Source organism: Hankyongella ginsenosidimutans (assembly GCF_005144965.1).
Lineage (GTDB): Bacteria > Pseudomonadota > Alphaproteobacteria > Sphingomonadales > Sphingomonadaceae > Hankyongella > Hankyongella ginsenosidimutans.
This window is the reverse complement of the sequence record NZ_CP039704.1, coordinates 1,339,099-1,351,102: the sequence shown is the minus strand read 5'-3', so window position 1 is coordinate 1,351,102 and position 12,004 is coordinate 1,339,099. Positions and strand designations below refer to the sequence as shown.

Below are 12,004 nucleotides of genomic sequence, written 5' to 3'. Positions count from 1 at the left end.
CGGCTTACGCCAGCGCCGCCTCGATGGCGGCCTCGATCTCGCGAATCTTGAACGGCTGGCCCGAGACCTTGTTGTAGGGCCGGGCGTCGACCAGCAGCTGGTCGCGCAACAGGGTCTTCAGCTGTCCGGTGTTCATTTCCGGCACCAGGATACGCTTGAAGCCCTTGAGCAGCGGACCGAGATTTTCGGGCAGCGGCCAGATGTGGCGCAGATGGACATGGCTGACCGCCTTGCCGGCCTTGCGCGCACGGGTGACCGCCTGGGCGATCGGCCCGTAGGTCGAGCCCCAGCCGACGACGACCAGATCGCCCTCCGGCGCGCCGATCGTCACCTCCTGCGGTGGGATGTGCCGGGCGATCCCGAGGATCTTGTTGGCACGGGTGTCGGTCATCTTCTGGTGGTTGGCGGCGTCGTAGCTGATGTCGCCGGTGTCGTAGCCTTTCTCGATGCCGCCGATCCGGTGGGTGAGGCCCGGCGCGCCGGGCTTGATCCAGATGCGCGCCAGGGTTTCCGGGTCGCGGGCGTAGGGTTCAGTCGTTCGCCTTCAGCCGGCGGCGTCGTGTGAAACTGCACCGGGAACGGCGCATAGTCGCCAAGGCTCGGCACGCGCCACGGCTCGGCGGCATTGGCGATATAGCCGTCCGTCAGCAGCATAACCGGGGTCATGAACTGCACGGCCAGCCGGCACGCCTCGATCGCGGCGTCGAAGCAGTCGGCGGCCGAGCGCGCCGCGATCACGGCCAGCGGCGCGTCGCCGTTGCGGCCATAAACTGCTTGATAGAGGTCGGACTGTTCTGTCTTGGTCGGCAGGCCGGTCGAGGGGCCGCCGCGCTGCGAGTTGACGATCACCAGCGGCAGTTCGGTCATGATGGCAAGGCCCATGGCCTCGCCCTTCAGCGCGATGCCGGGGCCGGACGACGAGGTGATGCCCAGCTTGCCGGCATAGCTGGCACCGATGGCGGCGCAGATCGCAGCGATTTCGTCCTCGGCCTGGAAGGTGGTGACGCCGAATTCCTTCAGCTTCGCCAGCGCGTGCAGCAGCGGCGAGGCCGGGGTGATCGGGTAGGAACCCAGGAACAGCTCCAGCCCGGACAGCTGTGCGCCGGCGACCAGGCCAAGCGAGAGCGCCTCACCACCGGTGATGGTGCGGTACAAGCCGGGCTGCGACTCGATCGGGTTGAGGTGAACCCGCTTCAGCCCCAGCTCCGCCGTCTCGCCGAAGGCATGGCCGGCGTTCAGCGCAGCGACGTTCGCAGCGGCAATGTCCGCCTTCTTGGCGAACTTGCCGTTGATCCAGTCGACCAGGGGCTGGCGGTCGCGGTCGAACAGCCAGAGCGCCAGGCCCAGCGTCCACATGTTCTTCGTGCGGATCGCTTCCTTGTTGCCGAGCCCGAACGGCTTGACCGCATCGAGCGTCAACTGGGTCACGTTCAGTGCTTCGACCTGATAGCCCTTGAGGCTGCCATCTTCCAGCGGGTTGCTGGCATAGCCGGCCTTGGCGAGGTTGCGGGCGTTGAACTCGTAGGTATCGGCGAAGATTACGCCGCCCTGTTTCAGGGCGCTGAGGTTGGTTTTCAGCGCCGCGGGGTTCATGGCGAACAGCACGTCGATGTCGTCGCCGGCGGTGTCGATCTCGGTCGCGCCGAAATTGATCTGGAACGAGGACACGCCGAACAGGGTGCCGGTCGGCGCGCGGATTTCGGCGGGGAAGTCCGGAAGGTCGCCAGGTCATTGCCGGCGAGCGCCGTCGAGAGCGTGAACTGACCGCCGGTCAGTTGCATGCCATCCCTGAGTCGCCGGCAAAGCGCACGACAACCGCGGCCGCATCGCCAGCAAGCGAACGCGCGGCGGCAGCCTCCTTATATGCTGTGGCCATGAAGTATCCTTATCAGATGCGGGCCGGAACTCTAATCGGCACCTGCACAGGAGTCGAGCGGTGGCGCTAGACGACGCCGACCTGCGGGTGCGTATGTAGCAAGCCGGAACGCGCCCCGCCAGAGGATCGCAGGGCAGATATTCTTGGCCCCGGCAAGTTGGGCTAAAGGACGCCGGCCATAACGGCGATGGTCTGCGCGTGCAGACGGCCGATCGCCGCCGCGTCGCTGCCGTACCCGCCGCCCATGACGCTCACCAGCGGCACGCGCGCCGATCCGCAGGCCGTGCGCACCATGCGGTCGCGCTCCGCCAGGCCGGCGGTCGTCAGCGCCAGCCGCCCGAGTCGGTCATCCGCATGCGGGTCGACCCCAGCGTTGTAGAACAGCAGCGCGGGTTTGCGCGCGAGCAACTTTGGCAACATCTGCGCCAAAGCTTCCAGATAGGCATGGTCTCCAGTCCCGATAGGCAGCCCGACATCAAGATCGCCCGGCACCTTGCGGTGCGGGAAGTTCGCCGCGCAGTGGATGGACGCTGTGACCACGCGCGGTTCGTCCGCGAACAGTGCCGCAGTTCCGTCCCCTGGTGCACATCGAGATCGAGCACGGCCGCACTTTCGATCTCGCCGTTCGCCAGCAGCAGCGTCGCAGCAATACCGACATCGTTGAACACGCAGTAGCCGGAGCCGCCCCACGGCCCGGCGTGGTGACTGCCGCCGGCGGTGTTGGAGGCGCAGCCATGCACGAGCGCCAGCCGCGCCGCTAGCAGCGTGCCGCCGCTCGCCAGTCGCGCGCGCTGCACGATCGCCGGTGTGACTGCAAAGCCGATCCGGCGTGTCGCCTCCGGCGGCAAGTCGCTGGCGAAGACCTGGGCAGCATAGGTTGTACCGTGGACGCGCGCTGCATCGGCCTGCCCGATCGGTTGCGGGCTGTGCGTGGCACTCCAGTGGGCGGCGCCTTGATCCGTCAGCGCCAGCATGACCGCCTGATATTTGTCCATCGGGAAGCGGTGCCCCGGCGGCAGGGCGCCGTATACTGCGGGTGATGGACAATCGGGTGCACATGCGTCATCGAACGGCTGCCCACACGACCCGGAGACTTCGATGGCGACATCCTCGCTGCCCTATCGCCCCTGCGCCGGCATCATGCTGCTGAACGGTGCGGGGCATGCGTTCGTCGGCCAGCGCATCGACACCGTCGCGGAGGCCTGGCAGATGCCGCAGGGCGGCATCGACCCCGGCGAGGACCCGCTGGCGGCGGCGTTTCGCGAACTGGAGGAGGAAATCGGCACTCGGAACGCCGGCCTGATCGCGGAATTGCCGGAATGGCTGCATTATGACCTCCCGGAGCATCTGGTGGGGCGCATGTGGGGCGGGCGCTACCGCGGCCAGGCGCAGAAATGGTTCGCCATGCGCTTCCTTGGGACGGACGACGAGATCGATCTCGCGACCGCCCATCCGGAATTTCGTACCTGGCGCTGGTTGCCTCTGGCGGACCTGCCGGCGCTGGCGGTGCCGTTCAAGCGCGAGGTCTATGCCGAACTCGTGCGCCGTTTTGCCCATCTGGCGGATTAGCGCATGCCGGTCGCCCGACGCACGGCCGGGAAATACCAGGCGTAGGGCAGGCAGCGCAGCAGCTTCAGCAGCATCGTGAACCGGCGGGAAAGGTGATCTCGAAACGGTCCGACTGCAGCCCCGCGACGATGCGCGCGGCTGCCTGGTCCGGTTCCATGAGGAACGGCATGGGAAAGTCGTTCTTGTCGGTCAGCGGCGTGCGCACGAAGCCGGGGTGTACCACCTGCACGATGATGCCATGCCGCCACAACTGCAGGCGCAGGGTCTCCGCCATGTGGGTCATCGCGGCCTTGGAGGATCCGTAGGCCAATGCACGCGGCAGGCCGCGAAAGCCGGCGACCGAGGAAATGACCGCGATCCGCCCGCGTCCGGCCACCATCATGTCCGGCGTGACGGCCTCGATGGCGGCCAGACAGCCGAAGAAATTCACTTCGAAGACATGGCGCACCGGCGCAAGCGCCACTGCCTGTTCGGTCTCCGGGGTCCAGGTGGCAGCGGCGAACAGCAGCGCCTCGATCGGGCCGGCAACGGCCTTGGCGGCAGCGTAGGCAGCCTTGAGGCTCTCGGGATCGGCGGCGTCGCAGGCCAGCGGCACGATGCGCCCCGGGGCGCTTCTTCGGCGAGACTCGCCAGCTTGCCGGCGCTGCGGGCGCTGGCCACGACGGTCGCGCCGGCGCGGGCAAGCTGGAGCGCGGTTTCCCGGCCGATGCCGGTCGAGGCGCCGATCAGCCAGAGCGTGCGCGGCAGTACGCTCACGATGCGCTGCCGCCGGTCGCCAGGCAGCGCGCGATCAGCGGCTCCTTCGCGAGGTCCGGGGCGGCTGAGGCCAGCGGGCGCGCCACCAGCTTGTAGGTGATGCGCTTGCCGGTGACCGGCAGGCGAAAGTCGAGTCCGGCCAGGCATTTCTTGTCGTCGTAGGTCACATCGATGTTGAGCTTGCCGCGCACCAGCAGCTCCTCGCCGCCGCCCCGCATCGGCTCGACCGCCTTGATGACAACGTCTTCCAGGGTGCCCTTCTGGCTGTTCAGCATGGTGTTGTCGTCGGACCAGCCCGGGTTCCACCAGCCAGTCGGCACGATGGACGCAGGTGCCGTGAAAGCGCCGAATTTCGAACGGATGTCGATTTCCTCGCCGACGCGTGTGGCATCCACCCAGTCGGTCCGGCTGTTGAGGGTGGTCTTGGACTGGAGGCGCTGCAGCCCGCCGTCGCGCCAGATCTCGCGCGCCCGATGGTCGTAGTCGAAGCCGAACATCATGATCTTGCCGGCCATCCGCGCTTCGACATCGACCACCAGCGTGCCTGCGGCTGCGCGAAACGTGATCTTGTGCTCGCCGACCTTGCGGTCGCCGTCATAGCTTTCGAACAGATAGGAGCGGCCGTCCGGCTCCATCAAGAGCGGCGGCAGGCTCGGCAGCACGGGCGCTGCCGTGGCCGCTGCTGCAAGGAGAAACGCTGTGAGCGCCAAGTCTACTCCCCAGGCTTGCGGGCATGCAGGCGCCGCCAGATGTTGAGCAGCCAGCCGACCGGCCCGGAAAACCGCACCGGCGCCGCCAGCACGGTCAGACACAGACAACCGGTAGCACCGGCGACAGGTTTATGCGACAGGCTTTCGTTAGCGATCTGCAGGTCGCCGCGGCGAAACCGGCCGACTTCGTCGCAATAGTCGCCTTCGAGCACCAGAGTCAGTTCCTCGCCGTCGTGCCGGTGCGTCAGCGGCGACCGGCCCGGCGCGATGCGCAGCAGGCTGACCGCATGCCCGGTGTCGCCGAGAGCGATCGGATATTCCTCCACCCCGGCCCCGCCGATCGCCAGGCCAGCCGGTCATAGCTGTCCCCGATCACCGCACGCAGGCTGTTTGGCACCGGCGCGGGCCTGGGTGCGGGCGCAGCCGGCAGGGTGCGGATACGGGACAGTACAGCCGACAGCGCGCCATCGGACATCGCAGCGAGCGGCGCAGCCTCCAGCATCGCGCCGCCGACCGCCTCGATGCGCCGGAAGGCAGCGTCGGCCTGCGCATTCAGGTCGCGCTGGGTGCGCATCACCAGGCCAATGGCCGGCGACGCCGCACCGGTCACCGTATCGAACATCAGTTCCGCGGTTTCTACGGTCATGGGCTACTCCGTCACCAGCGCCTTGAGCCGCACCAGGGCCAGGCGGATCCGCGATTTGACCGTCCCGAGCGGCAGCCCGAGTTCCTCGGCGATCACGCTGTGCGATTTCTCCTCGTAAAACGCCTTATCGAGGACCTGCCGCTGGTCAGGCGGCAACTGGGTCAGGGCGCGTGTGAGCCAGGCGGCCCCGAAAGTGGCGTCGGCCCCGGCGTCCGCGCCCGGCAGGGCACCCATCAGGTCCGCCATGTCGTCCGCGCCGGCGTCGGGGCGACGGTCGCGCCGCGCCCGGTCGATACGCTTGTTGCGGGCGATCGTGAACAGCCAGGTCGCAACCGAGGCGCGGGTCGGATCGAAGCTCTCGGCCTTGCGCCAGAGCGCCACCATGGTCTCCTGCGCCAGCTCCTCGGCGAGTTCAGCCGGTACGCCCAATCGCAGGAAATAGCCTTTGATTCGCGGTGCGAAGTGCGCGAACAGCCGCTCGAACGCTGCCGTATCCCGGTCCATGGCCACGGAGCGCACATCGGCACCGTGCGGGCACAATCCGACTTGAGGCACAATCGCCGAGTGCAGGGACGCCTCCTTGCGTTCAAGGCGACGCAGCCTAGGCGGGTACAGATCGGATGTCACCACAGCTATCGTCATGGCCGCTCATTTCGTGCAAATATACGGCTTATACGCACGGTGCCCGCCGCCGGATCAGGAACCGCACAATGTCGATGCACACAGGATGGGAAGACCTGAAGCGTCTCGCCCTGTCGCTGGACCTCCCCGGCGTGACGGAAGCAACGAGCTGGGGCCAGCCTTGCCTGAAGGCGCATGGCAAGCTCTGGGTCTGGTGGAGCCCGCACGAAGATGCGCCCGTGTTCAAGGTCAGCCGGGAGATGCGGGGCGTCCTGGTCGAGACTGCGCCCGAGACCTTCTATTTTACCGATCATTATCGCGATTATCCCCTGGTTCTGATGCGCCCGGACCACATCGACGCAACTTGGGCGCGTGACAATCTGCTGGCAGTCTGGCGGGCACAGGCCCCAAACGCCTCCTGAAGGACTGGGATGCAAAACGCGCGGGCTGAGCGCTTGCCGCCCGTGCCCAAGCCCGGTAAGCCGAAGCCCGCCGCCGACTGGAGCGGCCCAAGGGGTAGACGATGACGGATGAGACGACGCCCGCGCGCAGGGAGCTGACGGGCTGGCCGAAAGCCGCGGTCGATTTCGGCCCGCTGATCGTTTTCTTCGCCGCCAACTGGCTGGGCGGCAAATATTTCGGCGACGCCAAACTGTACGTCGCGACCGGCACGTTCATGGTCGCCATGGTCGTCGCAATGGCCTATGCTTGGCTGAAGACCCGGCGCATCGAGGCCATGCTGCTGGTCACCGGCGGGCTGGTGCTGGTGTTCGGCGCGCTCACCCTGCTGCTGAAGGACGAGACCTTCATCAAGATGAAGCCGACGATCGTTTATGGCATCTTCGCGACCATGCTTGGCTATGGCCTGATGGTGCGCAAACCGCTGCTGAAGCTGGTGATGGGCCGCCCTGCCGGACATGACCGACGCCGGCTGGACCAAGCTGACCCGGAACTGGGCGCTGTTTTTCACCGCGTCTGGGATTCTCAATGAAGTCGTCTGGCGCAACTTTTCCACGGACACCTGGGTGGCACTCGACACCTGGGGCATGACGGTCGTCTCGATCCTGTTTACGGCGAGCCAGTTGCCAATGATCATGAAGCACCAGGACGAGCCGCCGCAAAATGATCTGACCCTGAGCGATGCCCCGCGGGACGGCGCGCCCGAGGCGTGATGGCGACAGACGCGTCCTTGCTAGAGGTGGAGGCGCTTGGCTGCCGTCGCGGCGGCGTGTGGCTGTTCGCCGGTGTCCAGTTTGCGGTCGCGGCTGGTGACCTGCTGGAGATCAGCGGTCCGAACGGGGTCGGGAAATCCAGCCTGCTGCGCATCCTCGCCGGCATCGCGCCGCCATCCCAAGGGCAGGTGCGCGCGCATGTCCGGACCGCCTATTCCGGCCACGAGCCAGCGCTGAAGCCGCGGCGCAGCGTGCACGCGGAACTCGACTATTGGGCCGGGCTGTACGCTTCCGGTCGTGCCGTCACAGACGCGTTGCAGCGCTTCGGGCTCGACGATCTGGCGTTTCTCGAATGCCGGCTGCTCTCCAACGGCCAGCGCCGCCGTGTTGCGCTGGCGCGTTGCTGGCTGGCCGATGCGCGGCTCTGGCTGCTGGACGAGCCGCTGGTCGGGCTGGATACTGCCGGTCGAGACGCCCTTATGGCGGCGGTCATGGCGCATTTGGCCGCTGGCGGCGCAGCGGTCGTGGTCAGCCACCAGCCGCTCGATGCGCCGCATCGCCGCCTGGTACTGGCGGCATGAGGGCCTGGCGGCTCATCCGGCGCGATCTGGCGCTCGCCTGGTCGTCCGGCACTGCGCTGGCGCTGGCATTCTTCCTTGCGGTTGGCGTCATGACGCCGTTCGCCGTCGGTCGGATCCGCAGATGCTTGGGCGGATCGCCGGCGGCAGCGTCTGGGTTGCGTTTCTCTTGGCGGCGCTGCTTGGGCTGGAGCGGCTGCTGCAGCCGGACGTGGAGGATGGCACGCTCGAACAATGGGCGGCAGCGGGGCTGAGCCTGACCGAGGTCGCCTACGCCAAGCTCTGCGTCCACATGTTCGGCCATCTGCTGCCATTGCTGGCGGGCGCGCCGCTGCTGGCGGTCCTGCTCAACCTGCCGCTGGCTCAACTGCCGACCCTGCTGTTGAGCCTGGCCGTCGGCGGGCCGGCCTCTCGGCGCTCGGCGTCGCGGCGGCCGCGCTGTCGGTCGGTGTGGCGCGCGGCGGCCTGCTCATTTCCTTGCTGGTGCTGCCACTGGCGGCGCCACTGGTTATCTTCGGGGTTGGCGCGCTCGATGCGCAGGCAGGCGGCGCGGCGTTCAAGCTCCTGGCGGCGACCAGTCTGTTTTTGCCGCAGTCGGCCCTTTGCCGCAGCCGCGGGCTTGCGCCTGGCGCTTGACTAATCCATGCAGCGGTCCAAAATCTGCCACCGATGACCTGTGTCAACGCGCGCTGGACCTGCTCTTGTCAGAGCGACACAGACGCCTCACTGGATAGGCCATGCACGCTTACGCCAACCCGACCCGTTTCCTGCGGATTGCCCGCCCGTTGACCCTGCCGCTGGGTCTGGTGGCGCTGCTGCTGTTTGCCGTTGGCCTGTACATCGCGCTGTTCCAGTCGCCGGCCGATTACCAGCAGGGCGAAAGCGTGCGCATCATGTATGTGCACGTGCCGGCAGCCTGGCTCGCGCTCGGCTGCTATACGGGCATCGCCGTGGCGAGTGCTGTCTTCCTGGTCTGGCGGCACCCGCTGGCGGATGTCGCAGCACGGGCGTCTGCGCCCATCGGCGCCACGTTCACGGCAGTCTGCCTCATCACCGGGTCGTTGTGGGGCCGCCCGACCTGGGGGCCTGGTGGGCCTGGGACGCACGCTTGACCTCGGTGCTGATCCTGCTGTTCCTGTATCTCGGCTACATGATCCTGGCTGCCGCCTTCGACGATCGCACCCGCGGCGCGCGCGGCCGCCATTCTGGCGCTGGTCGGCGCGGTGAATATCCCCATCGTCAAATTCTCGGTCGACTGGTGGAACACCCTGCATCAGCCGGCCAGCGTATTCCGCGCCGGCGGCGCTGCCATCGATCCGAGCATGCTGCGGCCGTTGCTGCTCATGGCTGCGGCCTATCTCTGCCTCTATCTCTGCCTGCTGCTGGTGCGCATGCGGGCGGAGATCGCCGCGCAGCGCCTGGAGGGCGCGACGCGCCGCGCCCGCACGCTCGCCAGCCTGGAGCCGCTGCCCTCATGAACTTGCTACCTGATTTCGGACGCTATGCGGCCTATGTCTGGCCTGCCTACGCCGTCGCGTTCGGTGGGCTGGGCCTGCTCGCGATCCTGAGCATCCGGCGCATGCGGACGCTGGAGAAGCAGGCACGGGCGGCCCGCGACCATCGGCGGGACGCGATCTAGTGCGCGCCAAGCATCAGCGGCTGCTGTTCGTCTGCGCCGGGCTGGCGTCGCTCGGCGGGGCGGCAGCGTTCGCGCTCTGGGCGCTGCAGGACAAGGTGACTTATTTTTACGCACCGAGCGATCTGCTGCACGCACAGCCCGCAGGCAACGTGCGGCTTGGCGGCCTGGTGGCGGACGGCAGCGTCGCCCGCAAGGCCGATGGCCTGACCATGGAATTTGCCGTCACCGACCTCAAGGCCCAGGTGCCGGTGCGTTACACAGGTATCGTGCCGGACCTGTTCCGTGAAGGCCAGGGCGTGATCGCGGAAGGCCAATATGGCCCGGACGGCGTGTTCGTCGCCCGCAGCCTGCTCGCCAAGCACGATGAGAAGTACATGCCTCCGGAAGTGGCAGCAGCGCTCAAGAAAAGCGGCGAATGGCGTGATCCCGCCAAGCCGGCGTCATGATCCCGGAGCTTGGTCATCTCGCGCTCTGGCTGGCGGTCGCTGTGGCGCTGGTCCAGCTCGTCGGACCGACTCTGGGCCTTGCGCGCCATGATGGCCGCCTGATCGCGCTGGCCGAGCGCGCGGCGCTGCTCCATGCGCTGCTGGTGCTGGCGGCGTTTCTGGCGCTGATGTGGGCGTTCTGGTCGTCGGATTTTTCGGTGGCGTTGGTCGCGGGCAATTCCCATACGGACAAGCCGGACCTCTACAAGATCACCGGCGTCTGGGCGAACCACGAAGGCTCGATGCTGCTGTGGGTGTTGATGCTGGCGCTCTCGGGCGCAGCGCTGGCGCTGTTCGGCGGCGCGATCCCGCTGCCGGTGCGCGCGCGGGTGCTCAGCGCGCAGGCGGCGCTGGCGCTTGGCTTCCATGCGTTTCTGCTCGTCGCCTCCAACCCGTTCGCCCGGCTGGTCCCGGCGCCGGCGCAGGGCGCAGGGCTGAACCCGCTGCTGCAGGACCCCGGCCTCGCCTTCCACCCGCCCATGCTTTATGCGGGCTATGTCGGCCTGTCGGTCGTGTTTTCGTTCGCAGTCGCTGGCCTCATTGACGGCGGCGTCGGCAGGCAATGGGCACGCTGGCTGCGACCCTGGGCGCTGGCAGCCTGGAGCGCGCTCACGCTCGGGCTGGGGCTGGGCGGCTGGTGGGCCTATTACGAGCTCGGCTGGGGCGGCTTCTGGTTCTGGGATCCGGTGGAAAACGCCGCCCTGATGCCCTGGCTGGCGGCGACGGCGCTGCTGCATTCGCTGAGCGTCCTGGAAAAGCGCGATGCGTTGCGCATCTGGTCGGTGCTGCTGGCGGTGCTCGCTTTTCGCTGTCGATGCTCGGCACCTTCATCGTGCGCTCGGGGCTGCTGACCTCGGTGCATGCCTTTGCGGTCGACCCGCAACGCGGCCTGTTCATCCTGGCGTTGCTGGCGATCTACATCGGTGTGGCGCTGGTCCTGTTCGCCTGGCGCGCGCCGTCGCTGGAGGCAGGGGCGCTGTTCGCGCCGGTCAGCCGCGAAGGCTTGCTTGTCGCGAACAATCTCCTGCTGGCGGCGGCCCTCGGCACGGTGTTCGTCGGCACGCTGTACCCGCTGGCGCTGGAGGCGGCGGCTGGCCAGACGATCTCGGTCGGCGCCCTTATTTCAATGCGACCTTCGTGCCGCTCATGCTGCCGTTGATGCTCATCATGGCGGCGGGTCCGTTCCTGCCCTGGCGGCGCAGCAAGACGCCCGGCCGGCACCTGCGCTGGCTGGCAACGCCGACGCTGCTTGGGCTGGGGGCGGGGGCATGGGCACTGGCCCGCGCGGCGCCGGTGATACGCCGGTGGTGCTGGGGTCGGCGTCGCGGTGCTGCTGGCGGTGGCGGCGATGCTGGATGTCGCACGGCGGGTGCGCCGGCGCGCGCAGGTCTGGAGCCTTGGGCTCGGCCACACGGGGCTGGCGGTGCTGGCGCTTGGCATTGCCGTTGTCAGCGGTTTCGAGACCGAGGTTTTGACGCCCCTGAAGCCGGGTGGCGAGGCACGGATCGGCGGCTATGTCGTCCGGCTGGCCGGCGTGGCGCCGGTCGCCGGTCGCAATTACACGGCGGTTCAGGCGACGTTGCTGCTCGAGCGCGACGGCCAGCCAGTCGCGGTGCTGCAGCCCCAGCAGCGCACCTACAGCGATCCGGTCCAGGAGACCACCGAGGCGGCGATCGAACCGACGCCACTTGGCGACATCTATGCCGTGCTCGGCGCGCCGGACGGCAAGGGCGCCTGGCAGGTGCGGCTGCACTGGAAGCCCATGGTGGGGTTGATCTGGGCCGGCGTCCTGTTGATGGCGGCTGGCGGGTTGGTCGGCGCGGTGGGGACCGGCGCGTCGCGCGCCGGCTTGTGCGCCCGGCCCTGCGCGGCGCACTCACTCCGGCACCCGCGGAATAGGAGTATGGCATGAAGAAAATTCTGGTCTGGCTTGCGCCCGTGGTGCTGTTCGG

At 67.9% G+C, this 12,004-nt stretch carries 11 protein-coding genes and 6 pseudogenes; 10 read left to right on the top strand and 7 right to left on the bottom strand.

The features are described from left to right. Positions 1 to 4: 4 nt before the first annotated feature. Together E6W36_RS07880 and E6W36_RS07875 are read right to left on the bottom strand one after the other, a co-directional pair. A pseudogene (locus E6W36_RS07880) lies at positions 5 to 1,876 on the bottom strand (2-oxoacid:acceptor oxidoreductase subunit alpha). A gap of 162 nt (positions 1,877 to 2,038) precedes the next feature. After that, positions 2,039 to 2,850 (bottom strand): annotated as a pseudogene (locus tag E6W36_RS07875) (histone deacetylase family protein). A gap of 124 nt (positions 2,851 to 2,974) precedes the next feature. Between E6W36_RS07875 and E6W36_RS07870 the strand changes: the two are divergent. After that, positions 2,975 to 3,445: an RNA pyrophosphohydrolase gene (locus E6W36_RS07870; RefSeq protein WP_222874281.1), complete on the top strand. Its 471-nt coding sequence runs from the start codon at positions 2,975 to 2,977 to the stop codon at positions 3,443 to 3,445. Between the two features lie 64 nt (positions 3,446 to 3,509). On the opposite strand, the pseudogene E6W36_RS07865 reads toward E6W36_RS07870, so the two are convergent. From E6W36_RS07865 to E6W36_RS07845, 5 genes and pseudogenes are all read right to left on the bottom strand, one after another. Beyond that, positions 3,510 to 4,201, bottom strand: a pseudogene (locus E6W36_RS07865) (SDR family NAD(P)-dependent oxidoreductase). Then, on the bottom strand, positions 4,198 to 4,911 hold the full coding sequence (locus tag E6W36_RS07860) for a DUF6134 family protein (RefSeq protein ID WP_222874279.1): 714 nt from the start codon (positions 4,909 to 4,911) through the stop codon (positions 4,198 to 4,200). The pseudogene E6W36_RS07865 and the gene E6W36_RS07860 overlap by 4 nt, the downstream one beginning before the upstream one ends. A gap of 2 nt (positions 4,912 to 4,913) precedes the next feature. Further along, positions 4,914 to 5,237, bottom strand: a complete 324-nt coding sequence (locus tag E6W36_RS07855) for a cupin domain-containing protein (RefSeq protein ID WP_222874278.1) — start codon at positions 5,235 to 5,237, stop codon at positions 4,914 to 4,916. Continuing rightward, positions 5,156 to 5,557 (bottom strand): cupin domain-containing protein, encoded by a 402-nt coding sequence (locus E6W36_RS07850; protein ID WP_222874277.1) that lies wholly within the window; start codon positions 5,555 to 5,557, stop codon positions 5,156 to 5,158. Before E6W36_RS07850 ends, E6W36_RS07855 begins: the two co-directional genes overlap by 82 nt. Positions 5,558 to 5,560: 3 nt before the next feature. Then, complete coding sequence (locus E6W36_RS07845) at positions 5,561 to 6,076, bottom strand: sigma-70 family RNA polymerase sigma factor (RefSeq protein ID WP_222874276.1); 516 nt, start codon at positions 6,074 to 6,076, stop codon at positions 5,561 to 5,563. 191 nt (positions 6,077 to 6,267) lie between these two features. On the opposite strand from E6W36_RS07845, the gene E6W36_RS07840 reads away from it, so the two are divergent. The 9 genes and pseudogenes from E6W36_RS07840 (at position 6,268) to E6W36_RS23215 (ending at position 11,964) form a co-directional block, all read left to right on the top strand. Continuing rightward, the gene (locus tag E6W36_RS07840) at positions 6,268 to 6,600 is read left to right on the top strand and encodes an MmcQ/YjbR family DNA-binding protein (RefSeq protein ID WP_222874275.1); all 333 of its coding nucleotides are present in this window, start codon (positions 6,268 to 6,270) and stop codon (positions 6,598 to 6,600) included. 101 nt (positions 6,601 to 6,701) lie between these two features. Beyond that, a complete protein-coding gene (locus E6W36_RS07835) occupies positions 6,702 to 7,169 on the top strand; it encodes an inner membrane-spanning protein YciB (protein WP_222874274.1) in 468 nt (155 codons plus the stop codon). Next, positions 7,096 to 7,350 carry an inner membrane-spanning protein YciB gene (locus tag E6W36_RS20580; RefSeq protein WP_222874273.1) on the top strand — a complete coding sequence of 85 codons (255 nt, stop codon included), beginning with the start codon at positions 7,096 to 7,098 and terminating at the stop codon, positions 7,348 to 7,350. The genes E6W36_RS07835 and E6W36_RS20580 overlap by 74 nt, the downstream gene beginning before the upstream one ends. Then, the gene (ccmA, locus tag E6W36_RS07825; protein ID WP_222874272.1) at positions 7,350 to 7,931 is read left to right on the top strand and encodes a heme ABC exporter ATP-binding protein CcmA; all 582 of its coding nucleotides are present in this window, start codon (positions 7,350 to 7,352) and stop codon (positions 7,929 to 7,931) included. Before E6W36_RS20580 ends, ccmA begins: the two co-directional genes overlap by 1 nt. Beyond that, positions 7,897 to 8,564: pseudogene (locus E6W36_RS23220) on the top strand (heme exporter protein CcmB). The gene ccmA and the pseudogene E6W36_RS23220 overlap by 35 nt, the downstream one beginning before the upstream one ends. A 101-nt stretch (positions 8,565 to 8,665) precedes the next feature. Next, positions 8,666 to 9,406 (top strand): annotated as a pseudogene (locus E6W36_RS07815) (heme ABC transporter permease). Beyond that, complete coding sequence (gene ccmD / locus E6W36_RS07810) at positions 9,403 to 9,567, top strand: heme exporter protein CcmD (RefSeq protein WP_222874271.1); 165 nt, start codon at positions 9,403 to 9,405, stop codon at positions 9,565 to 9,567. Before E6W36_RS07815 ends, ccmD begins: the two are co-directional and overlap by 4 nt. Next, positions 9,567 to 10,013: a cytochrome c maturation protein CcmE gene (ccmE, locus tag E6W36_RS07805; RefSeq protein ID WP_222874270.1), complete on the top strand. Its 447-nt coding sequence runs from the start codon at positions 9,567 to 9,569 to the stop codon at positions 10,011 to 10,013. The genes ccmD and ccmE overlap by 1 nt, the downstream gene beginning before the upstream one ends. Then, positions 10,010 to 11,964, top strand: a pseudogene (locus E6W36_RS23215) (heme lyase CcmF/NrfE family subunit). Before ccmE ends, E6W36_RS23215 begins: the two are co-directional and overlap by 4 nt. Positions 11,965 to 12,004 lie beyond the last annotated feature (40 nt).